General features: G+C 46.4%; 22 protein-coding genes. 1 reads left to right on the top strand and 21 read right to left on the bottom strand.

Annotation, left to right across the window (positions count from 1 at the left end; translation table 11 throughout):
• Window positions 1-19: 19 nt before the first annotated feature.
• Window positions 20-259 (top strand): hypothetical protein, encoded by a 240-nt coding sequence (locus tag ABXR35_RS19650; protein WP_367063741.1) that lies wholly within the window; start codon window positions 20-22, stop codon window positions 257-259.
• A 144-nt stretch (window positions 260-403) separates the two neighbouring features.
• On the opposite strand, the gene ABXR35_RS19645 is transcribed toward ABXR35_RS19650, so the two are convergent.
• The 21 genes from ABXR35_RS19645 to ABXR35_RS19545 all read right to left on the bottom strand — a co-directional run bounded on the left by ABXR35_RS19645 (window position 404) and on the right by ABXR35_RS19545 (window position 22,430).
• Window positions 404-2,203 carry a DEAD/DEAH box helicase gene (locus tag ABXR35_RS19645; protein ID WP_436669396.1) on the bottom strand — a complete coding sequence of 600 codons (1,800 nt, stop codon included), beginning with the start codon at window positions 2,201-2,203 and terminating at the stop codon, window positions 404-406.
• A 309-nt stretch (window positions 2,204-2,512) separates the two neighbouring features.
• A complete protein-coding gene (locus tag ABXR35_RS19640) occupies window positions 2,513-3,964 on the bottom strand; it encodes a SulP family inorganic anion transporter (protein WP_367063739.1) in 1,452 nt (483 codons plus the stop codon).
• Window positions 3,965-4,451: 487 nt separating this feature from the next.
• On the bottom strand, window positions 4,452-6,122 hold the full coding sequence (locus ABXR35_RS19635) for an ABC1 kinase family protein (protein WP_367063738.1): 1,671 nt from the start codon (window positions 6,120-6,122) through the stop codon (window positions 4,452-4,454).
• A gap of 1 nt (window position 6,123) precedes the next feature.
• A complete protein-coding gene (locus ABXR35_RS19630) occupies window positions 6,124-6,453 on the bottom strand; it encodes a phasin family protein (protein WP_367063737.1) in 330 nt (109 codons plus the stop codon).
• Window positions 6,454-6,687: 234 nt separating this feature from the next.
• A complete protein-coding gene (locus ABXR35_RS19625; protein ID WP_367063736.1) occupies window positions 6,688-7,353 on the bottom strand; it encodes a ThuA domain-containing protein in 666 nt (221 codons plus the stop codon).
• Window positions 7,354-7,726: 373 nt separating this feature from the next.
• A complete protein-coding gene (locus ABXR35_RS19620; protein ID WP_367063735.1) occupies window positions 7,727-8,053 on the bottom strand; it encodes a hypothetical protein in 327 nt (108 codons plus the stop codon).
• Between the two features lie 454 nt (window positions 8,054-8,507).
• On the bottom strand, window positions 8,508-8,837 hold the full coding sequence (locus ABXR35_RS19615; protein WP_367063734.1) for a hypothetical protein: 330 nt from the start codon (window positions 8,835-8,837) through the stop codon (window positions 8,508-8,510).
• An 11-nt stretch (window positions 8,838-8,848) separates the two neighbouring features.
• Complete coding sequence (locus ABXR35_RS19610) at window positions 8,849-9,550, bottom strand: pirin family protein (protein WP_367063733.1); 702 nt, start codon at window positions 9,548-9,550, stop codon at window positions 8,849-8,851.
• Between the two features lie 244 nt (window positions 9,551-9,794).
• Window positions 9,795-11,777 (bottom strand): methyl-accepting chemotaxis protein, encoded by a 1,983-nt coding sequence (locus ABXR35_RS19605; protein ID WP_367063732.1) that lies wholly within the window; start codon window positions 11,775-11,777, stop codon window positions 9,795-9,797.
• 466 nt (window positions 11,778-12,243) lie between these two features.
• Complete coding sequence (locus ABXR35_RS19600; RefSeq protein ID WP_367063731.1) at window positions 12,244-12,675, bottom strand: DoxX family protein; 432 nt, start codon at window positions 12,673-12,675, stop codon at window positions 12,244-12,246.
• 111 nt (window positions 12,676-12,786) lie between these two features.
• Entirely contained in the window at window positions 12,787-13,668 is an 882-nt protein-coding gene (locus ABXR35_RS19595) for a M56 family metallopeptidase (RefSeq protein WP_367063730.1), read from the bottom strand.
• Complete coding sequence (locus ABXR35_RS19590) at window positions 13,650-14,066, bottom strand: BlaI/MecI/CopY family transcriptional regulator (RefSeq protein WP_367063729.1); 417 nt, start codon at window positions 14,064-14,066, stop codon at window positions 13,650-13,652. Before ABXR35_RS19590 ends, ABXR35_RS19595 begins: the two co-directional genes overlap by 19 nt.
• Window positions 14,067-14,484: 418 nt before the next feature.
• Window positions 14,485-14,934: a hypothetical protein gene (locus tag ABXR35_RS19585; protein WP_367063728.1), complete on the bottom strand. Its 450-nt coding sequence runs from the start codon at window positions 14,932-14,934 to the stop codon at window positions 14,485-14,487.
• 572 nt (window positions 14,935-15,506) lie between these two features.
• Window positions 15,507-16,967, bottom strand: a complete 1,461-nt coding sequence (locus ABXR35_RS19580; protein ID WP_367063727.1) for a catalase — start codon at window positions 16,965-16,967, stop codon at window positions 15,507-15,509.
• A gap of 882 nt (window positions 16,968-17,849) precedes the next feature.
• A complete protein-coding gene (locus tag ABXR35_RS19575) occupies window positions 17,850-18,632 on the bottom strand; it encodes a winged helix-turn-helix transcriptional regulator (protein ID WP_367063726.1) in 783 nt (260 codons plus the stop codon).
• Window positions 18,608-19,003 (bottom strand): Fur family transcriptional regulator, encoded by a 396-nt coding sequence (locus tag ABXR35_RS19570; protein ID WP_367063725.1) that lies wholly within the window; start codon window positions 19,001-19,003, stop codon window positions 18,608-18,610. The genes ABXR35_RS19575 and ABXR35_RS19570 overlap by 25 nt, the downstream gene beginning before the upstream one ends.
• A gap of 328 nt (window positions 19,004-19,331) precedes the next feature.
• A complete protein-coding gene (locus tag ABXR35_RS19565; protein WP_367063724.1) occupies window positions 19,332-19,673 on the bottom strand; it encodes a hypothetical protein in 342 nt (113 codons plus the stop codon).
• A gap of 61 nt (window positions 19,674-19,734) precedes the next feature.
• The gene (locus ABXR35_RS19560; protein ID WP_367063723.1) at window positions 19,735-20,286 is read right to left on the bottom strand and encodes a hypothetical protein; all 552 of its coding nucleotides are present in this window, start codon (window positions 20,284-20,286) and stop codon (window positions 19,735-19,737) included.
• Between the two features lie 223 nt (window positions 20,287-20,509).
• Window positions 20,510-21,118, bottom strand: a complete 609-nt coding sequence (locus tag ABXR35_RS19555; protein WP_367063722.1) for a pentapeptide repeat-containing protein — start codon at window positions 21,116-21,118, stop codon at window positions 20,510-20,512.
• 208 nt (window positions 21,119-21,326) lie between these two features.
• A complete protein-coding gene (locus tag ABXR35_RS19550) occupies window positions 21,327-21,509 on the bottom strand; it encodes a hypothetical protein (protein WP_367063721.1) in 183 nt (60 codons plus the stop codon).
• A 420-nt stretch (window positions 21,510-21,929) separates the two neighbouring features.
• Window positions 21,930-22,430: a HEAT repeat domain-containing protein gene (locus ABXR35_RS19545; protein ID WP_367063720.1), complete on the bottom strand. Its 501-nt coding sequence runs from the start codon at window positions 22,428-22,430 to the stop codon at window positions 21,930-21,932.
• Window positions 22,431-22,530 lie beyond the last annotated feature (100 nt).

Raw genomic sequence — 22,530 nt, 5'->3', positions numbered from 1 at the left:
TCAAGGGAGGAATGATCCTATGACAGTTGCCGATGTAACGGGTCTAGTAACGACAGTCGGATTTCCAGTAGCGCTTTGTTTTGTGCTGTTAAAATATGTTTTGCAAAATATGGAAAAACAGCTGAGTCAGCTCGATGAAACGGTAAAAGAATTGGCGGAAGCAGTTCGCAGTCTACGCATGGAAAACAACGACAACAGCCATTCGTCGCGTCCGTCCAATCATCGAAGGCGTGATCATGACAGAGAAGACCACACGTAAAAAAGGATGCTCCTTTGGGGGAGCATCCTTTATCTACATCAGCATATATTCCCTGCTATTCTATAGACGAATCCAATCGATTATCCATGTAAAAAGGAATACCGCCTTATTATCTATCTACCGTGCATCAAGCCAGTATGAATATTAACGACGTCCGCGACGGCTATCCGAGCTGCGTCCACCCGCATTGCGACCGCCAGCGTTACCAGAGCGATTGCCGCCTGCATTGCCTGTGCCACGTCCACTTGCTTGACGACCACCTGCGCTACCGTTGCTACGTCCGCCTGCGCTGTCAGCATTGCGATTCCCGCCGGAACCATTGCCGAAGCTGCGTCCGCTTGCATTACTTCCACCTTTACGGTTACTTGCGCCATACTCGCGTGTGCGTGCATTACCCGTATTGGAAGCGGAGCCGTTGCCTTTGGATGAATCGCGGCGGAAATTGCCAGCGTCATCGGTGCGGCGTGATACAGCACTTGTCGTCAATGGACTTTCAGGGCGTGCCGATCTTTGAGGACGCTTGTTTTTGCCTGTGCGTTTTGGTCCGCTGAATGCTGCCGATTCGCTGCGATCATTCGTACGCTCGCTTGCACGCTCATTGCTGCGTTCGGTTGTACGTCCAGTCCCGCCACCGCCACGGCGTCCGCCGGAAGAACGTCCACCCTGTTGCGCAGAACCGCCGCGACTGCCGTAACCGCCGGAAGAATTGCGTTTGTTTTTGCCATTTCTGCCGCCGGATTCAGTTCCGCGTCCGCTGCCACCGCTGCGTGGTTTATGCTCACGCACATTAGACAGCAATTCGCCAGAATCGTCAGATTGTGCAGACGTACGAGAGATTTCACGTTGCAGCTTCTGCGATGTTTCGCGTTCGATCTGCTCCAGCTCACGACGATCATGCGGTGTTACGAATGTAATCGCGCGACCTTTGCCACCTGCACGACCGGTACGACCGATCCGGTGAATATAATATTCAACATCCTGTGGGATGTCATAGTTAAATACATGGGTTACGCCTTCTACGTCGATACCACGCGCCGCTACATCCGTTGCAACCAGCAATTGCAGCTTGGCTTCGCGGAATGCCTTCATAACCTGCTCACGCTTGTTCTGAGACAGATCACCATGCAGCTCGTCCGAGGAGTAGCCCATTTCCTGCAACTCTTCATTCAGCTTGGCAGCGCGGCGCTTCGTACGGCAGAAAATCACTGCCAGATACGGCTGCTCGCGGTCGATATATTCTTGCAGTGCAGCCAGCTTGCCGCGTGGTGTGCACTCGACAACCAGCTGACGAATCAGGTTCAGTGGAACAGTTTCCTCTGTACCTACACGGATGTCATGCGGTTTGCGCATGTATTGTGCAGACAGACGACGAACGCCTTCTGGAATCGTTGCAGAGAACAGCATCGTTTGACGGGATGGCGAAGTTGCCAGAATGATCTGCTCAACTTCCTTCAGGAATCCCATATGCAGCATTTGATCCGCTTCATCCAGTACAAGGGTGCGAATCTTGGTCATATCCAGCGTGCCACGACCCATATGGTCCAGCAAACGTCCCGGTGTACCTACAACCAGATGGCAGCCGCCCTCTAGCTTGCGCAGCTGGCGTTCTACGTCCTGACCGCCATAAGCGGCTAGAATGCGCACGCCTTCGTAAGCGTCAGCCAGCTTGCGTGCTTCAGTAGCGATTTGCAGCGCCAGCTCGCGCGTTGGCGCCACGATCAGCGCTTGTGGAGCACCGGTTACGCTTAGATTCAATTTTTCAAAAATAGGCAGCAAAAATGCCAGTGTTTTACCGGTACCGGTTTTTGCCTGTACAATCGCGTCTTCGCCCTGGAGCAGAAGCGGAATGGATGCCTGTTGCACTTCAGTCGGCTGGGCAATGCCGTTCGCTGCAAGCAGTTCTACCGCCGCAGACGAAATATTGAAAGAGTTAAAATTTGTCACTGTGTTCACCTGTTCTTCCTTCATATTGGGCAGCCCGTCCGCACATCATGATGCAACCGCAAATCCATACGGCCCAGGCCAGAGTCGTTCGCCATGTACAGATGTGTATCTATCTGTTCATTCCACGTCCGCTCGTAAAAAGAAGCATCGGTTCATCCCGATGCTTCAGTGCCGGTTCATCACCGACACGATATAATCATACGAAATACGACATATTCATGTATCCATCATTACAGCTTGTGTACTGATCAAAACGCCAGCAAAGTGCAGACGTCCCTAGGGTCAATATAACGTGTATTGCGGTTTCCGTCAATGCCCGGATGAAACAGAGCCATGACTCAGGCGTTCGTACAATTCGCGACTCTCTTCATTTAGACCACGAATATGAATCACTTTGCCATTTTGCTCATACTTATCCTTGAGCTTACCAATGCCGATTACCGCCGAGTGATCCCAAATATGGGAACGGGCAAAATCAACGGTTACCTCTTGGGAATCGTCTGCCGGTTTAAAATGATCGACGAACTGACTCATCGTACCGAAGAACATCTGTCCCCGCACCTGATAAATCCGATGCTGCGGCGTCGAATCTGCCGTTTCGTCGATATGCAGCTGCGACATCTTCCAACCAAAACGCAGAGCGCTCATCACTACACCAACACCAACGCCGATGGACAGATTGTCGGTCAGCACGACGATCACGACCACCGTAATCATAATGATCGCTTCTGCCAACGGTACTTTATGAATCGTCAGCAGCGAGTTCCAGCTAAATGTACCGATGGATACCATGATCATCACGCCTACCAGCGCCGCCATCGGCACCTCGCGTACAATCGAACCGAGCACAACAAGCAGCACGAGCAGGAATACACCTGCGACAAAGGTAGACAGTCGTCCACGTCCACCCGATTTAACGTTAATGACCGATTGTCCGATCATCGCACAGCCCGCCATACCACCGAAAAAGCCACTCACGATATTTGCCAGACCTTGACCTTTGGCTTCGCGGTTTTTATCACTTTTCGTTTCGGTCATTTCATCGACAATCGTTGCTGTCAGTAGCGATTCCAGTAGACCAACAAAGGCAATTGAGATCGAATATGGCAAGATTGTAATGAACAAATTCCAGCTAAGTTCCACCATCGGTAGATGGAAGAACGGCAATTCATTGCTCAGCTTGCCCATATCGCCAACCGTACTCACATCCAGATGCAGGAAGTACGTCAGCAGCGATACGATAATAATCGCCACCAGCGGTGCAGGAACTGCTTTGGTAAACAGCGGCAAAATATAAATAATCGCCAGCGTCAGCGCCACCAGTGCATACATCAGCCAATTGGCTCCGACAAACTGTGGCAGCTGTGCTGAGAAGATGACAATCGCCAGTGCGTTCACAAACCCTGTCATGACTGATTGCGGGATAAAGGTAATAAAGCGTCCAATCTTCAACCAGCCCAGAATAATCTGAAAGATCCCCGCCAAAATCGTTGCTGCAAACAAATATTCCACGCCATGCTGGGCAACCAGCGTACCGACCAGCACCGCAATCGCTCCGGTCGCTGCCGAGATCATACCCGGTCGTCCACCCGCCAGCGAAATGACAATCGCAATACAAATCGAAGCGTACAAGCCGACCATCGGATCGACACCCGCAATGATTGAGAAGCCAATCGCTTCTGGTATCAGGGCAAGGGCTACCGTAATTCCTGCCAGCACATCGGGTCGGATATTACCGAACCATTGTTGTTTATAATTCATGATCATCCTCTTTCGGGCATGGAACAGCGATCCGATTGAATGGTAAAGCATTCCCGGACGTTACTGATCAGATGAAGCGCCATGCTTATTTGTGTAAAATGACTTCCCTCTCGCGGGGAAGATCGGAGCCGTATGTACAGATAGAGTTCCATTATAGCCAATCTGCTGTCATTACGCCAGACAATATCCAATTGTAATCGTTATCATTACAATATTAATACGTTTTCCCTTTATTGTTCCTTCCTATATCGCTTTATTGGTTCGTCTATTCCTTGCTTCTCTGCTCTATTGATCCTCATTCTTCACAGCATCCAAAAACAAAAAAAGAACGGACCTGTTAGGGTCCGTTCTCGTTAATTCATTATGACTTCAGCATCGTTTGATTATGGCTTCATTATCGATTGATTTTAACTTCAGAATCGGTTCTTTATCGCCTCATCTATCGGTTGTATCCCTCGATCAACAAAGCATGTCCGTCCACATCCATCTAAAACCTACCTGATTTGAATATAGCGAACAGCAGCCAAAGGACCATTAGCGTCGCAATACTGAAGCCAATCTCGACGACTGGCAATCCCCATAGAATCGGGGACTGGTCACGTAGCGACGAACCGATAATCAGCCCGACCATAATGATACAGAACGCCAGCAGCACAATACTAAATGCTAGCCGATTGACGATCTGATCCATCTTATGCAGCAATTCGCCCAGCTCTGGCACATTCACTTCCACCTTGAGCTTGCCGGAGCGAATCGTACGCGACAATTCGGACGCCTGACGCGGCAGATCGGTCAGTACCTCAATCGCTTGAAAAGCACCATCGGTAATACGTTCGCGCAGCTTTTTCGGACTGTAGCGCTCGCCGAGCAAGCGTCTGCCGAACGGCTCCGCCATATTGAGAATACTGAGCGATGGATCAAGCCGCTCGATGACACCTTCCAGCGTAATCAATGCCTTGCCGAGCAGCGCCAGATCGGACGGAATATCGATCCGGTAATTACGGATAATCGCAAACATCTCATTCAACGCTTCGCCCAGATCGATTTGCGAAAACGGAACATCATAGTACTGCTCCCGCAACCGTTCCAGTTCACCGCGCATCGACGAAATATTAATATCATCCGGTACAAAGCCAAGCCGCATAATCGCTCGCACCATACTGTCCGTATTTTTGCGTAATAGCGCGATTACGAAGGAAGCAAGTCCATTTTTCGTATCGGTGTTCAGACGTCCCATCATGCCAAAATCCAGATAGGCGATTCGCCCATCCCGCAGCGCCAGCAAATTGCCCGGATGCGGATCAGCATGGAAGAAGCCGTCGATAAAAATCTGTTTTAGCATCGAATCGACTAGTCGTTGCGCAACATTGGACAACTGCAATCCCTGCTGCACAATCTGATCGGGACGCCCCATATGAATCCCATCGACGAATTCCATCGTCAGCACGCGAGCAGACGTATAATTCCAGAATGTTTTCGGAATCAGGATATTGCGGTCGCCATCAAAGTTCTGGGCGAGCCGCTCCATGTTGCGTCCTTCCACATTATAATCCAGCTCCGCGCGCATCGATTTGGAAAATTCCTCAATGATCTTGTCAATATTGTAATGCGATACCCAGTCCATATGACGACGAGCAATGCCGATCAGATCCTGCAAAATCTCCAGATCGCGATTGACGATGCGCGCGACACCCGGACGCTGTACCTTGATCGCTACCATTTCGCCGGTATGCAGCTTGCCTAGATGCACCTGCCCAATCGAAGCGGCTGCAATCGGCTGCTCCTGAAAGGTTTCTAGCATGTCCTCCAGCGATGCGCCCAGCTCTAGCTCAATAATCTGCCGCGCTTCCTCGCCGGCAAATGGAGGCACCTGATCCTGTAGCTTGACCAGTTCCTCGATAATATTTTCTGGCAGCAAATCCGAGCGTGTACTCGCAAGCTGCCCTAGCTTGATAAAAGTTGGTCCCAGTTCTTCCAACACAAGCCGAATCCGTTCGCCCACCGTACGGATGCCCTGCGACTCGCGACGTACCAGCTTAAGTGGAATCGCCAGCATTCGGTTCAGTCCCAGTTCCTCGACCATATAACCAAAGCCATGACGCATCAGCGCCATGGCGATTTCTCTGTACCTTCCGGCATGCCGGATATGAAGAGACATCTTATGACAGTGGCGGCTGCGGCTGTTCCTGTTCTTTCTCAGCCAGGCGCTTCTCCAGCACAGTAATCCGCTGTTCCAGTTGCTCAACGGTCGCTTTGGTCGGTACATCCAGCTCGGTCAGGGCTTTTTGCACCTGCAGGCGTACCCAGTCCTTGATCTGACCCTGCTCCTCGGCACCGCGATCCATCAGACGATCAATCAGGGCGTTAGATTCAGATGGTGCCAGTTCACCGCGTTTAACGAGATCATTAACCGCTTTTTCCACTTTCTCCTTGCTGACTACCGTCACACCAAGACCTAGGGATATCGCTTTTTTGAACAAATCGCTCATTTCCGTTCCTCCTGACATAGATTAAATACAACCAAGCAGTCTGCATATTGGCATAGTCCGGTAAAGGCAAGCATAGGACTTTTTCTAACACATTTCGCCCTCAATCAGCCTTACCGGCGCATGACAATATGACCATGCATATTGTGTCTGTTTCCAGTATAACGGTTTGAGCGTCATATGCCTAATCTCATCTTGGCTGGGCTTGCTACAATCTTGCTACGTCGGATATTTCCATTACGATATGCCAGCCACCCAGTTCAATCCCTGCACAATCATACGCCGAAATTGCTCATATTCAAACGAAGGCGCATGATGCCCAGGCATCAGGTACACAGTGCGTCCGAGACCATACTTGGAGCACCATGCCGCAGGCCAAGTGTCGCCATCCATGCTATACTCCATCAAAATGGTGCGCTCCGCCCCGGTGAGCAAATTGAACTCATACGGCTCTTCCTCCATATGAAATGACGAGATGCCCTGCATGATCGGATGGCTCGGTGAAGCAATGTGCATCTCCAGTGAGCGGTATTCGGTATGACCGCGATACTGCGCTCCCATCAGCTGCCGCAATTCGTAATTGGTTTCCTGCAAGGACACGCCGCAATGCAGGATAAGCAGCCCTCCTCCATTGACTACATATGTAATGATTCCAGCGGCATGCTCTAGACTAATCTTTTTGTTGAACGCATCGGTGTACACAATGCACACATCGTATGCCTCCAATCGCTCCATATCAAACATTTCGTAGTCGTCGCTAATATGCAATTCCCAGCCCTCCGGCATGAGGTCGCTGATGTGCGACTGAATCTGATCCAGCGGGTGGTACGGTGCATCATCACCGTAATCGCCAATCAATAGCGCTTGTCTGACATGATGTTGGTGATCGGTGTGTATGTTCATATACGGGTTACGTCTCCTTTGCAGTGTAATAAGGTGGCTCGGTGATTCCACCGTACGACAATGAAAAAGAAGATCCGGCGATCTTGTTGTCGTTGCGGGCAGAATGACATCTGTTTACCGAATGCTCCACTATGTCCTTACCCGTATTTTCATAAGATCGTGCATATTATTTCAATTTTTATGCTTTACGATTTAGATGAAAATGGGAGATTGGTCATGACATTTACTATGTACGTCATCTATCAACAGAATAGGCATATCTGACCATACCAAAAACAGCATGATCTTTTTGTTCAAAAGGCATCATGCTGTTGATCGTACGCATATGCAATTGTTCACACACTGACTATTAGAGATCGATATACGCAGAATATTAGAATTTCTTAGCTGCTTTTTTACGGGCAGGCTTTTTAGCTTTGGCTTGCTCCTCCGCTACACGTACCGCTTCTTCTTCCGCTTCGCGCTTTTGCACTTCCAGCTGTTTGGCTTGCTCTTTTTGCTTCGCCTCGTACGCTTGATTCAGCGTATTCTGAATATCCTCTTTGCGCATTTTCAGATGGCTGCTAAAAATATCCGGGAATACGAATACTTTGCGTCCTACATTCTGAGCAAACATCACAGTAATCCGTTCGTTATCATTTTCCAGTACCTGTCCTACGCCAAATACTTCGTGCATTACCTGTTCGTCCGTTAAATTCATATGTTTGCCTCCTGTGGCCGCTCATTGGCTGAATACGCCATACAGCTGTTAGCCGGATTGGATAAAATCATTCACTGTGACTGGAGAGATTGCATGGTGTGTAGCGTGTATCTTGCATGCGGATGTAGTATACGGAGAGGGATAAGCGAGGGGAATAGAGCAGCAGATGATGAACATGAATGTTCATTCTGTGTTTTTTGCAGCATAAATAAGCAATAATAGAAATAGAGACAAAAAATGCAGCGGCACCTGTTAAAAATCGGAGCGATGTTAACAAGTCCACTGCATGTCTGTATATTCATTATAGCATACATAGCGCTTATACAGTGAAAGGAATATGTCACTGGCGCATTTTAATCATTCGATGCTTACTTAGAAGAATTAATAGGGTTGCTTACTAGCTTCGCTTTGCGCTTACAACCTAATGATGATTGACGGATACGTGAGCAACCGTTTACGCCCAGTACTCATCCGGTACATAGCGAATCTCTGAAACCGCATCAATTACCAACACACCCTGCTCCGAATCAAATTGTACCGTTTCAGGGTTCACATAATACCAGTGCTTAATCTGCGGTCCTTCTTCTGGAATTTCAAAGCGGAACATATTCAATTCACCGCGAAATTGTACAATATTCGCAGCAATCTCCGACGGCACGCCGCGAAAGACCATCCGGTAACCGCCCTCTGGCAGTACGGCAAATTCATATTCCAGCGGCAAGCGATTGTTATTCAAAAACTCCCGCCCTGTAACCGCATGCTTGACCATCACTGTCTCTTTCATACGTATCCTCCTTACGGCAGATCGATCAGCAGCCAAAATACTGGCTGTTCTGCGACCACATCCAGTTTGCTCACCTCTTGAATCCGAGCGGCATCACGCGTCGACAATTCATATTCATCGTTGATACGCAGCGATCCATTGATCACAAATACATACGTACGACGGTGGGGCTGCTGAACAAATTCAATCCGCTCTCCCGCTTCCAAACGGCTCAAATATATCGTCAGATCCTGATGAATGGTTGCCTGATTCTCACCACCCTGACGACTAACGATGGGCAGCAAGGTACCATTCAGCGATGACGGATTAAACGAAGATGTCATATATGAAGGCGTCAATCCGCGTGCTTCCGGTTCAAACCAGAGCTGTAGCAAATTACAGTCATGCTCATCCGACGCATTATGTTCGGTATGCACCACACCAGAACCCGCCGACATCCGCTGAATGCCACCAAAGGAACTGACTGCTTCATTTCCTAGATTATCCTCATGACGCAGCTGACCTTGCAAAACAATCGAGACAATCTCCATGTCGCTATGTGGATGCGCACCAAATCCACGGGATGGAGATATGATATCGTCATTGAACACACGCAGGGGTCCAAAGCTTACATTGTCCGCATCCTGATATTCACCAAACGAAAAACTATGACTGCCCCGCAGCCATTCGCGGTCAAAATGAAAACGTTGATCTGCTGGATAAATAGTAAACATGATGAGATATCCTCCCCGGTCTATACTGAATAAATGTAATAAACTAACGAATATAATGTATTATATCTGCTAACGAAGCAACATACAATTGCAGATCGCAACCGCACCCTATGAAGATACATTTCTGTCCATAGAACACAGCAGTAACGAAGCACAAACAAGCCGCTACTCCTATAGTATATATGGAGCAGCGGCTTGTGATTTAAACAGATGATCACGATATTTGAAACGGTTTACGGACTACTTACAGCTTGAAGCGAGCGATCAGCTGTTGCAGTTGTTCTGCCAAACGAGTGAGATCGGTAGCAGCGCTGGATACTTCCTGCATGGATGCCAGCTGTTCTTCCGCAGCAGCAGAGATCGTTTCCGTATTGCCAGCAGCTTCATCGGAGATACTAGCAATATTTTCGATAGATTCCACCACTGCGCCCGCATCTTGATTCAGCGAGTTGGTTGTCGCAGATACATCGTCCATTTTGCGGGATACGGCTTTGATCGAACGATTGATTTTGGAGAATGAACGACCAGACGTATCAACGGCAATGATACCACCTTCAACATTTTGCTTCGCTTGATCCATAACTTCCAGCGATTCGCTAACTACGCCCTGCATACCGATGATCAGCTGGCTAATGCGTTGCGCCGAATCTGCCGACTCGGACGCCAGCTTGCGTACTTCCTCAGCAACCACGGCAAAGCCTTTGCCATGCTCTCCTGCACGCGCTGCTTCAATCGAAGCATTCAGCGCCAGCAGATTGGTCTGTTTGGCAATATTGCGGATCAGATCGACAATGCCATCAATTTCGGACGATTTATCACTCATTTGATTGATAATGACATTCAATCGGTCTACCGTCACTTGAATATCGTAAATTTTCTGAACGACATCGATAACCGACTCATTCCCTTTGGCAGCAGCTTTGGCGGCTTCACTCATCGTCTGGCTCACATCGCCGACGTGAGTAGAGATTTCGTCTACACGCTGCGACATACGCTGAATCGCGGAGGCACCATCGTTAACGCTCGTCACCTGACGGTCGCTACCGGTCGCTACTTCCTGAATGGCAAGGGTCACATGCTCAACGGAACGGCTTGTTTCCTCTGCTCCAGCAGCTAGCTCTTCCGAAGCGGAAGATACATTATCCGTTGTCTCGCGTACACTTTCGATCATATCGCGCAGATTGCTAACCATCAGCGCAAAGTCGCGTGCTAGATCGCCAATTTCATTATTTTTACTCTGATCAATATTCACCGTCAGATCGCCTTCACTGATCTGATGTGTCGTTTGGCGCAAACGGCTGATCGGCTTCATGATCATGCGGATACACCAGAAGACGATAATCGCAGCAATCACAAGCGAAATACTAACAATAATCAATGCCATATCGCGTACTGGCTCAGCAGCCTGCTCTACTTCGCTGCGATACATCGTACCGGCGATTTTCCAGCCAGTAGTTTCATTCGTCAGAAATACCATCGTTTTGGGATGACCTTCAAATACATAATTGATCTGTCCCGTTTTCTCAGCATACATTTGTTGCAAATACGCACCCGTCGCTTTGTCACCCGTTTTACCATTCCGACTGGAAATATAATTCTGATCAGCATCCAGCATGATGACATAGCCTTCTTGTCCAACCGGAATGTCTGCCAGCTTAGAAAGATTTTCTAGATTGAGTGATACGCCGAGTACACCAGAGCTATCCGGTAATGTACGCGCGATAACAACGACTGGCTGGTTGTTGGAGTTGATAACCACTTTGGTAATCACCGTCGTACCTGGTGCAGCCATCGCTTGCTTGTACCAATCGCGTTCACGTGGGTCATAGCCATTCTCGTTTTGCTTCGGAATCGCACGGATCATCGTGCCATCAGGCGTACCAACAAAGGCATCTACTGTTTCTGGGTGCAAGCCCACATAACGTGCCAGATCTGGTACGATCTGCGGGCTGAAGCGCCCGTCAATCATCGACGCATTGAACAGCTTGGACAAATATTCGACATCATACTCTTTTGAACTTAGCGAGCTTTGCACGAAATTATTTGCCGTATTCACACTTTGAGTAGCACTCGTAATGAGCTGTGCCTCCACTTGGGTTTTGGCATTGTTGTACATAGAAATACTTATTACAAGGCTTGGCGCCAATAGTACAAACGCAAAAGCCACAATCAGTTGATTACGGATAGACCAGCGCAATCGAGGCTTTTTCGACCATTTTTTCATCATTCCACACTCTTTCTTATTAAATTTCGACCAATAATGTAATCTGGATGTTAGCATTGATCTGTTACACTATATATCGCCTAACGAGTGGCAATTATTTAGTATGCTGTATAACTTATGCGAAATTTGCCGAAATATGTACGGATCGCTTGTTTAAAGGAGCTTGTTTGAGGAAAAAAGAGGAGCAAACGCAGTATAAGTTGGTGCATTCACTGATTTCGGCAAAAAAGAAAAGTTCCATTTCGTCTCATTTACACTTACATTTTTACTACTATATTCCATATTCTATACATAGCAACAAAAGAACAAAAGGCATATTGCTCTACTGCCCTCATTCCTACGACAAAAAAGGGACTATGGCTACTGCCATAATCCCTGTCTACGAATATATCTTTTGACCAGATACGGATGTCCAATATTTCCACGCACCATCGCGGTTCCATGTTGACTCCGTTCATCCTTATTTTGTTTATGAGTTTGATGCCAATTGCCCGCGTTCTCCGCGTTGCTTTTTGCTGAACAATACACCGTCCAGCGACAGCAGCGCGCTTCCTGCTAGTGCCATTTGCAGGCTGGTAAACAGGATCAGATAATCAAACTCCGTACCCATCATGAATGGCTGACCTGCCTTTGCAGTCACCAGTACGCCGACCATTACAATCGTCAGCGCCAAGCCTGCCAGACGAGTCAACAGACCGACGATCAATGCAATACCGCCAGCGATTTCAATGACAGCTACAACTGGTGCCAGAAATGCTGGCAAGCCGAGACTTTGGAAAAATCCTTGCGTACCGCCAATCCCACCCTGAAACTTAGAAAATCCATGCAATACGAAAATAAAACCTGTCAGCACCCGCGTAATCAGCAAGCCCAGCTCCACATACCTTTTGTTCCAATTCATTATTCATTCCTCCTCTGTGATATACACTACGTATTGTAGTGCTATTGTATACAAAGTCACTTGCTGTGCCTGGTTTTGCCCGTAGAGAGCAAAACTAGACACTTTCTCTGTCTACACAAGCGACCATAATAACAAAATACTAAGCGCCGTCAGTACCGGCAGCGAGATCATAATGGATGACCAGGATAAGCGTGGGGATACCCCGCTATCTGGCTCCAGAATCCGGTGAATCCGGTAGTTGAGCGACGTTTCCGCAAACGAAGAATAGATCATACGGGCGGGTAAATGGATACCACCCTTAGCACGGTTGACCAGCTTGAGCAGTGCGCCGCCGATGCCGACGGGCGTACCGAGCCGCTGAATCGCATCATGATCTGCCAGCACCTCTCGCGAAATTTTGTACTGGTGAGCCATATGCCGCAGCACTGGCAAAAACCACAGCGCAAAGGCTGCCTGTCCCAGCAAACATGTCACCAGTGGATCACGCTGACGATAGTGGAACAGCTCATGATGCACCACCGCTTGCTGCTCCTCTTCATTGAGCAATTGCAATAGACCTTCTGACAAAATAATACGCCGATGCCAATTGCCCATCGTCAATGCTAGGGGCTGACGGCAGGAAACAATCACAAATACGTCTTGCCCATTCGGACTGTAACGGTTGTTAAATGCCGTGGACAGTGCTGGATTTTCCAGTTCTCGACAGCGTCTCGCTGCCCGATAGGAACCGTACCACTGATCCAGTCCATAACCGACGTATAATACAAAGGTACACGTAACCAGCGCTGCCAGTAGATGACTGACCGAAAGCCAGCCATGATTCTGCATCCACATATTGCAAATGCGCAGCAGATCAAACGGCAGATTCCAGCCAAACAGCATATGCAGCGAATATACGCCCATCAGTCCTAACGTAAATACGGACAGACTCAAACTAACCTTCAACAAACGCTGCGAACGACGTTGCCACCATTCTACTCGTTGTTTTTCCATTGTTTGATTTTATCCTCCAAGGCTTGAATAAGTTTGGGGTCCACTTCTTCCAGCACATCAACCATATGATTGACGGCCAGTGAACCGAACTCCTCCATCAGCTCATGAGTCAGTTCCCTGGATTGATTGTTCAGAAAATCTGCGCGGCTTTCCGACGGAACATAGTGAAAGCTTTTGCCTTCGATATGTCGAGATAACGCACCTTTATCCACTAGACGATTCATCACTGTCATCACCGTATTAAAATTAAGCGGCTTGCTTTGGCTGATCACAGTTTGCACTTCCTTGATCGTCAGCGGATGCTGCGCTTCCCATAGCACATTCATAATCTGCGCTTCCAGCGGACCGAAAAAACGATCCAGTCCAGTAGCACCTACATTAAACTTTTTGATTTTCATTTTCTGTATGCCACCTCACACTACACATTGTAGTTCCAACCGCAAAGGCAGTCAAATTTGTGAAGTTAATTGTATAATATCACAATTTGCGTAACAGTCTATACTTTTCGTTAGTTTCTTTATTTACCTTTTGGAAAATATCAAGAAAAACATCCGTATTCATCCAATTTATTCCTCAACTCTATGAATCTACTTGGTGAATCGCTTGGATTGATTCCACCCGTTTATAAGTTTCCATATCTTATACAGATTGCCATCCATCGTCTCAGGGAATATGCACATTGCATAAGAGGCATGATCTTGCTGTGGGGTTACATAGGAACCTGCGCATACGCCCTGAAACCATGAATATGCAGCTGTCTACATCCTACATCAACTTTCACTCGGTTCAGTTGACTCTGGTTGCTGCTCTTACTGCTCAATGACCTTCATTCCAGATCACTGTCATCTCCACCGTATCAGAGCCAGGCTGTAGCGGGCTTGCATTCAATATCCAGCTCTCGCCCGTCACTTCATTGCTGCCCTGAATGACGAGATGCTTGTCGCTAATCTTTTGTAGCGCATCCGGCATATCCTGAATACGGAAATACTCGCTATACGTTTTCGCCAGCGTCTCCATATCCAGCTTCGTTTGCAGCGTCAATCGTACAAACTGTGCTTCGGTCGTATCATTGCGTACCGCCGTTACAACCGTCGCATCATCAGGAATCGGAAAATCTGCCGGCACTCCATCCCCCGGTGCACGAGCCACCACACTTTGCGCCGCTAGACTTGCTGCTTCCACCGAAGCAGGCTGTGCCGCCATTCCTGGCACAAACAACGCAGCTACCAGCAACCCAGCCATACCAGAACTTGTCCATCTATTCATGACAACCTCTCCTCTGCTGTCGTATCGTTCATCACAAGCCATTACGTGCTGACCGGTAACTCGCCCTCTGCATGATCATTCACGACTCGAACTGACATAACACGGGAGAACCCAAACAAGGACAAGCGCCAACCTATACAATCGTTACGCTTGTCCTGTCCGGTATATCCATCTATACGATGGCCCTGCGGCCTTGTGCGCTGCGGCTTACGGACTCAGGCGCCGCATGGTAACCTTTCAAAAACGAAGATTGCACATCACTGTCTATCTTGTGCGTTCCCGTTTCTCACTGGCTTCCATACTTCACAATATCCGGCTGAATGCGCCGCAGACCTTACGATGGGGCTTGTCGAACAGCTCCGTTTCCTCTGCTTCTGTTTACAAGCTAGTATACGATGAAGCCTAGCTTATAAACGGTAATATGTTAGAGCGATTCAACAGGCTGTATATAAAAGCGTCCGGTCTTATTCCAGAAAAAGGCTACCCCTTGAATGGTTGTCAGACCGGACGCTGAATATCAGTGTTCCTGTAGTGTATTTTGCTGTGAATGATTCGCGATGGTTAGAAGAGAATCAGCTGTGCAGCTGCGCCATAAATTCGTTAATATCCACGCCAAGCCCTTGAGCAAGACGCATACCGTATTCACGGTCGGCACGGATGAAGTTGCAGATCGCGCGCAGTTGAATATCTTTTTTGACTACCTGTAAATCATTAACCAGATTGTTGAGTAAATTATCCTTTTGTTCGTCAGAATAGGAACGATATTGTTCACCAGCCTGCGCAAAATCATCGGTTTTTTCAATTTTCTGGCGAGTTACATGACCTTGCAGCTCTACTTCGGTATCGCGGTAGGCTGGATCTTCGGATGGACCTTCGCTGTAGCTGTTCGGCTCGTAGTTGTAGCGACTGTTATCTTGATTCACATTCATCAAACCATCGCGTTGGTGGTTACGCACCGGTGCGTACGGGCAGTTTACCGGAATTTGCAAATAGTTCGGTCCGAGACGGTGACGCTGCGTGTCTGGATAGGAGAACAGACGACCTTGCAGCAGCTTGTCTTCGGATGGCTCGATGCCCGGTACAACCGCACTTGGCGAGAACGCAGACTGCTCTACTTCAGCGAAGAAGTTTTGCGGATTTTTGTTCAGCGTCATCGTGCCGACCAGATGCAGCGGGAATTGGTCTTCCGGCCATACTTTGGTTGGGTCCAGCGGATCGAACGCATAGTTGTCGATGTCTTCTGGCTGGATAAACTGTACTTTCAACTGCCATTCTGGGAACTCACCCTGCTCGATATGGTCAAACAGATCGCGGGTCGCGTGGTTGAAGTCTTTGCCCTGCTGCTTTTCCGCTTCGTCGGCGGAGAAGGTGCGTACACCCTGCGACGATTCCCATTTGTATTTCACATAGGTTACTTTGCCTTCGTCATTGATCCATTTGAAGGCGTGTACGCCAAAGCCGTCCATCTCGCGGTAGTTCGCTGGTGTACCGTGATCCGAGAACAACCATGTCATCATATGCGTCGATTCTGGTGTCAGCGTCATGAAGTCCCAATAACGACCCGGATTCTGGATATTCGTTTGCGGGTCCGGTTTCAGGGAATGCACCATGTCTGGGAATTTGATCGCATCACGAATAAAGAATACCGGCAAATGGTTGCCGACAATATCATAGTTACCTTCTTGGGTGTAGAATTTCACCGCAAAGCCGCGCGGATCGCGTGCTGTTTCGGGGGAACCGACACCATGAATAACGGTGGAAAAGCGGACAAATACCGGCGTTTCCAGACCTTCTTCTTGTAGGAATGCTGCTTTGGTGTATTTTTTCATGCTGTGTTCCACACGGAATACGCCATGTGCTCCGGCACCACGTGCGTGTACAACGCGCTCTGGAATACGTTCACGGTCAAAATGGGCGATCTTCTCGATCAGGTGGTAATCCTCCAGCAGTGTAGGCCCTCTGCGTCCAGCTGTTCTGGAGTTCTGGTTGTCTCCAACCGGAGCACCTTGGTTTGTCGTCAAACGGTTATCCATCGTTAGATCATCCTTTCGTGTATCCGTGATTTCACACTTCCATGAATTAGACTTGCATTTAGACTCATTTCAAAATCAGAAGTTAGGTTTATTCTATCATCGCTTGCTGGATCGTTCATGAGGGGGGGATGATGCTTCCATGAAGATGGGGTGAACATGCTTCAGCAACTTTGGGTGATGGCGCTGGAAGGGGAATTGTTTGGCTGATGCGCTTCGGGAAGGGATAGGGGGCACGTCCTCCGGTGGAGCCGCGGGAATCTTTTGGAATGGGGAGAGAAGGAAGATTCCTGCCCCTCCAAAGTCGTCCTTTGCCCCCTATTCCCTTCCCTCCGCTCCGTGCAAAGCATTTCTTTTAGCGGAATCTAGGGGTTACTGGAAGCTGTTTGGGTGGTGGGGGGAGTAGTTTTTTTGCAAGAGAAGGAGTGGGAGTTGCGTTTGGGGAGAGATTGAATTGGATGAGTTGATTGAGTTTATTAGTTGGCGTATCCTGCAAATGGAGATTGAGTTGCTGTATGGTATTGCGTTTGAGGGTATAGTTTTTCAGATTTTTAGATTCAGAGATTCAGAGATTCAGAGATTCAGAGATTCAGAGATTCAGAGATTCAGAGATTCAGAGATTCAGAGATTCAAGAAGATGATAGGAGGAACTTTGATGATTTTGAAACAAAATAAAGACCAGTGAGCACTTGGAGAAGTGTCGCTGGTCGGACTGGTGTATGGGGGTGGTTGTATTTATTGGGTGGTGCGATTGTTTGTTAGTTAAAGGTAGCTTCGTTGTGGAGAAGCTGGGATATGCTTGGGTGTTGGACGATGTTTGGTACTGGTAAGCACCTGCTTGTTTGTTGATAACCCAACGAATGATGAATGGGAGCAGATGCTGAATCAGTCCGCCAGGCGGTAGCCTACGCCGCGTACGGTGGCGATGTATTGGGGAGCGGATGCGTTGTCGCCGATTTTTTTGCGCAGACTTTTGACATGGACGTCAACCACGTTGCTGCCGCCGAAAAATTGGGTGCCCCAGATTTCGCTCATTAGTTCTTCACGGGACAGTACGCCGCCTTCGCTTTCGATGAGCATTTGCAGCAGATCGTATTCAGTTTTGGTCAGCTCGACGCGGCGTTGACCACGGTATACGGTCATTTTTTTGCGGTCGATCCACAGGTCTTTGAATACGATGCGGTGCTGGGCATCATCGGCTGCGGGTGCTACGGGACGGCTTGCGTTGGAGCGAATCACACGTTCCACGTGATACAGTCCTTCTTGCGGACGCATAGGCCAAATCAGCAGTTCTTCTTCTGTCCATTCTTTCATGCCGAGTGCCAGCATCTCTTCACGGACAAGGAAAATCGACGGCACATGAGAATTGTTCTCATTTATGCGTAACTTAGCCAATTCAATATCGCTACTACCCGCAGATGAGATCATATCGAAAATATACAGGTCTGCGCTGATCGAGCCGGAACCGCTATTTTCCCAGCGATGAAATACCATCACATCAAAACAGCTGTCGGACAGCATACGTGTCAGGTCGTGTACACGGCTTGGAACCGGGCTAATGATCACGACACGGCGCGTGACTGGGCAAGCCATAGGCATATGTTCAGCGGATGCATAATCAGTAGAAAGATAATCATTCTCAATTATTTTTTCGATTTGTTTTTGCATTCGGTACACACTCCTCTAAATACGACATGTGCATGATGGACATCGTACCCGGTTTCCTCCGCTACATCAGCGTACCATTGCAGTGGGGCATCGGTCATGACTTCATCCACACGTCCGCAGGTTTCACAAACAATATGCTGGTGATCGTCCATTTTGCCGTCATAACGACTGGCGGTTTCACCAAGCTTCAATTCACGGATGAGACCGTTATCTGTCAGGTATCTTAACGAGTTATATACAGTTCCGTAAGCAAAATTATGACCACGCTCTACCAACCGATTCATCACGTCAGCGGCAGTAGGGTGATCCTCGGCGTTGTAGACGATATCGTAAACAGCTTTCCGCTGCGTCGTCAGGTTGATTGTTTTCACATGGATCATTCCCTTAATTTTGATTTTAGAATAAGTATAAATCCATTTCAAATGTCGGTCAATAGGTTTAGACACTAAAGCGATAATGATTCTCAGGATTTTGGAGATTTGTTGTATTATTTGTCGATAATGATTCGTTTTGGGATGGATTTGGGATCATTTTTTTGGTGAAGTTGATATGGCTTTTTTGGTATTTTAAACCGTTTGTGGAGTTTGAATCGGGTTGCGGGTTGAGTTAGGTAGAGGTAGATTAGTGAAAATGGCAGAGTTACAAATGAAGCAACCGTTGAGTTCTAGAACTCAACGGTTGCTTTTAGAAAGATATTTATTATTCATGCTTCTTGATCTGTTCCATGTATTCAATATAGGCTTCTTCCATTTTCCGTCTACAAATGCTCTCCCACACTGCTTTAAGCTCTACTTCTTGCTGTTCGTTCGCATCATCTGGTAACATCTCTCCACCAAAACCGATCCATGCTTTGGAGTCGGGTACTACTCCAAATTCGCCGGAATATGCCAATTCATGGGGAGCATACGTGAAGCTAACGTTAGGGCAATTTTCGGATAAACAATGGTAACCAGGATGGTCGATTCCATTTATACAACAGGATGGAGAGTCGGAAGTATTACTGTCACAGTACACTTCCAAAAGAACATGCTTCATTTTCATTGATTCACCTCGAATCTCACAATACAATAGCCATTATATGAAAATAACTATCGTTAGCAGTTTAATGAAAGTGATCTACAAAATATCCCTTTTTCAAGAAATCATGACATTCATCATCATATAAATATCTGATTAGCGATACAGGTTCTCCACATTCACTCTTCAACCATACTTTGATCTGATCTATATTTTCTCCATCATAAAAAAGGTCTTGTATCAATGAACTTTTAGACGCGCTATCTGGAAAGTATATGGCAAATGTTGAACGGAAGTAAGTAGCTATTTCACAACATATGTCTCTTAGTCTGGATTGATAATTTATTCCGACATCATCTAAAATAAACGAAATCCAATGTAAGTAGTGTTGAATCATGCAACAATGTTCGCTAAATACAAAACTAATTCCTCCCATACCACTGATTTCAATACATCCATCCTTGTCTTCAAAACTCCAAGCATCTCCCCACTTGCTTTGCGGATTCAGTTTTTTCAATTCACGAATACAATCATATAGGGATTGAAAACCGATACCTCTAACTAAATCCTTATAAAAAGCCTGAATATCAACTCGTTCTTTTTCAAAGCCAATGATAGCAGTGAAATCGGCACTCAAAATTGTTACCCTCCTTATGACAGTGACTATTGAGTGATCTTCTAAATCGTCATCAATACCCGTATGCTTCATGCACTATCTGCTGTTATAAACATGGATTTATATGTCTGTATCCTAAATATGAGATCTCTTTACCTTTACAGTTAACCTTACATATTTTTTTCCACCTAGGTATGTAGAGCAAATTTATTTATTTTCAAATCATTATTTAACGTTAGAAAAGTTACTCGGTAGAAGCTTGCTCTAGCATCCAATGTTTTGCCTGCTCTCCCTCCAGCATGATGGGTTCCTCTACTGTCCCTAGATTAATACTTTCAATGTCAGCTTCCTCAATGCCTTTCATTCCGGTAAGATTAGCTCCTTGAAGAAGAACATTTTTGAATCTGCTTACTTTGATATCTACATTCATTAGTTCTGCGTGTCGAAAGTCTGTATCTATACACAACGCCGCTGTAAAATTAGCATATTCTAAATGACTACCAAAAAATACAGTTTCAAAGCATTCGCCGCTCAAAAAATTGGCATGAGTTAACGTTGCGTAAGAAAAGTCAACAAGGAGCAAATCCGCTTTCACGAATGAACAATAATCCATTGTTGCCTCGCGAAAAGTAGAAGAACATAACCAGCCCCGATAAAAATCTGCTTTGCTCAAATCCAATTGATCAAACTTACACTCTGTTAAAAAAGCACTATATAGCAACAACTCTTTCAACGTGATATCCAGTTTTGTAAAATCCACTTCGTCTTCGGTTAATTTTCTGCCTTGCTCTCCAATCGTTTCTACCCAGAGTTCGTGTAACTCAAGTTTTTTTTGCATGAGATGTATGATCATAACAACATGTCTCCTTGGTCTTCTGAGGATACTCATTACTTTCGGCAAGATAATTTAGCCAACAATTGAAAGTCATTCATCGGATAAGATGTATTTTGAAGTGGTTTACGTATGTACCTCAATTTTTAAAATAAACCTGTACTTCATCTTCACTTTGAAATGTAAATAACTAGATTACGGACATAGGAGTCTTTCCATTCCATTTCCTTTACAAATTCACATTCGCTTGCTTCATTATCCACGCTTTTGCCTGCTCTCCCTCCAGCATGATCGGTTTCTCTATTGTGCCGAGATTGATACTTTCAATGTCAGCTTCCTCAATGCCTTTCATTCCAGTAAGATTGGCTCCTTGAAGAATCACATTTTTGAATTTGCTTAATGAAGCTAACATGTCCAAAATATCGTCTAACATAGCACTAATATTGTATTTAAAATTATAGGGACGTAATTCCATATCAGTAATGCAGATTCATTTACAAGTGGAAAAGAATGTTCTACTGCTTTAGAAAGAGTTGTTGCAGTCAAGTCAGTCACCTTTATAAATCGTGGACAACTTGCTTGTATAATCATTGGCATCACTCATCCTCATTCATAACCCCCCCCATGCTATGAGCATAGTAACGAGCGTTCAAATAATACAATCCGCTTCCCGCATATTGAAATGGATTATATGTTTTTATCGTATTACCAAACTGATCATACTGTAATGCTATACATGATTACATTACTTCTTACTTCTTACTTCTTACTTCTTACTTCTTACTTCTTACTTCTTTACAAGTCTGCATAATACCATAGAAATCTAAATTATTTATTTTGCGTCATTTTGCATATTAAAAATATCGACAACCTCATATAATAAATCTGTTTTATCCTCTAATCGTTCAATCTCATCTTTTATGATTTCCATATATTCTTTTCTTTTTTCTTCAGTTATATTCTGAATTACAGCTTCAATCATTAAAAATGACTTTCGGCTCACTTCAAAATTTCCTTCCATTATAAAATTAACAAGCATGTCCAAATGAATGGAATAATCAAACCGCTCTAAAGATGCTAGTAATGTTCCTCTGTACCCTTCTGTTTTTGGGTTTTTCAATTGCTTTACAATAGGTTCAAGAGCTTCAGGGTTTCCAATATCTGATAAAGCGAGAGCAATTGAATTTCTTATAAGAGCGTTCTCGGTCGATTCTAATTGTTCAATAAGATATGGTACAGCCTCGTTTAGTTTTTTTTCGCCAATTTCTTCAATCGTTTGTATTGCTTGATCAATATAGTTCTCATTTAGTTCTTTAGACAATTTATCAATCATACTCCTCATCTCCCATTTTATTTGACTTTTGGTCTTCCACTTTCTACCCATGCATCATAAACCTCTTTTGCATTTTTTTATCTTACATATCTGCTCCCCC

This window comes from Paenibacillus sp. JQZ6Y-1 (assembly GCF_040719145.1).
GTDB lineage: Bacteria > Bacillota > Bacilli > Paenibacillales > Paenibacillaceae > Saccharibacillus > Saccharibacillus kandeliae.
The sequence above is the reverse complement of the archived record's forward strand: the minus strand, read 5'-3'. Positions and strand labels throughout refer to the sequence as shown.

What these genes read in the sequence shown, in the direction of transcription:
- ABXR35_RS19650 (WP_367063741.1), top strand. Translation starts at nt 20, where the DNA reads ATGACAGTTGCCGATGTAACGGGTCTAGTAACGACAGTCGGATTTCCA.
- ABXR35_RS19640 (WP_367063739.1), bottom strand. Translation starts at nt 3,964, where the DNA reads ATGAATTATAAACAACAATGGTTCGGTAATATCCGACCCGATGTGCTG.
- ABXR35_RS19635 (WP_367063738.1), bottom strand. Translation starts at nt 6,122, where the DNA reads ATGTCTCTTCATATCCGGCATGCCGGAAGGTACAGAGAAATCGCCATG.
- ABXR35_RS19630 (WP_367063737.1), bottom strand. Translation starts at nt 6,453, where the DNA reads ATGAGCGATTTGTTCAAAAAAGCGATATCCCTAGGTCTTGGTGTGACG.
- ABXR35_RS19625 (WP_367063736.1), bottom strand. Translation starts at nt 7,353, where the DNA reads ATGAACATACACACCGATCACCAACATCATGTCAGACAAGCGCTATTG.
- ABXR35_RS19620 (WP_367063735.1), bottom strand. Translation starts at nt 8,053, where the DNA reads ATGAATTTAACGGACGAACAGGTAATGCACGAAGTATTTGGCGTAGGA.
- ABXR35_RS19615 (WP_367063734.1), bottom strand. Translation starts at nt 8,837, where the DNA reads ATGAAAGAGACAGTGATGGTCAAGCATGCGGTTACAGGGCGGGAGTTT.
- ABXR35_RS19610 (WP_367063733.1), bottom strand. Translation starts at nt 9,550, where the DNA reads ATGTTTACTATTTATCCAGCAGATCAACGTTTTCATTTTGACCGCGAA.
- ABXR35_RS19605 (WP_367063732.1), bottom strand. Translation starts at nt 11,777, where the DNA reads ATGATGAAAAAATGGTCGAAAAAGCCTCGATTGCGCTGGTCTATCCGT.
- ABXR35_RS19600 (WP_367063731.1), bottom strand. Translation starts at nt 12,675, where the DNA reads ATGAATTGGAACAAAAGGTATGTGGAGCTGGGCTTGCTGATTACGCGG.
- ABXR35_RS19595 (WP_367063730.1), bottom strand. Translation starts at nt 13,668, where the DNA reads ATGGAAAAACAACGAGTAGAATGGTGGCAACGTCGTTCGCAGCGTTTG.
- ABXR35_RS19590 (WP_367063729.1), bottom strand. Translation starts at nt 14,066, where the DNA reads ATGAAAATCAAAAAGTTTAATGTAGGTGCTACTGGACTGGATCGTTTT.
- ABXR35_RS19585 (WP_367063728.1), bottom strand. Translation starts at nt 14,934, where the DNA reads ATGAATAGATGGACAAGTTCTGGTATGGCTGGGTTGCTGGTAGCTGCG.
- ABXR35_RS19580 (WP_367063727.1), bottom strand. Translation starts at nt 16,967, where the DNA reads ATGGATAACCGTTTGACGACAAACCAAGGTGCTCCGGTTGGAGACAAC.
- ABXR35_RS19575 (WP_367063726.1), bottom strand. Translation starts at nt 18,632, where the DNA reads ATGCAAAAACAAATCGAAAAAATAATTGAGAATGATTATCTTTCTACT.
- ABXR35_RS19565 (WP_367063724.1), bottom strand. Translation starts at nt 19,673, where the DNA reads ATGAAAATGAAGCATGTTCTTTTGGAAGTGTACTGTGACAGTAATACT.
- ABXR35_RS19555 (WP_367063722.1), bottom strand. Translation starts at nt 21,118, where the DNA reads ATGATCATACATCTCATGCAAAAAAAACTTGAGTTACACGAACTCTGG.
- ABXR35_RS19550 (WP_367063721.1), bottom strand. Translation starts at nt 21,509, where the DNA reads ATGTTAGCTTCATTAAGCAAATTCAAAAATGTGATTCTTCAAGGAGCC.
- ABXR35_RS19545 (WP_367063720.1), bottom strand. Translation starts at nt 22,430, where the DNA reads ATGATTGATAAATTGTCTAAAGAACTAAATGAGAACTATATTGATCAA.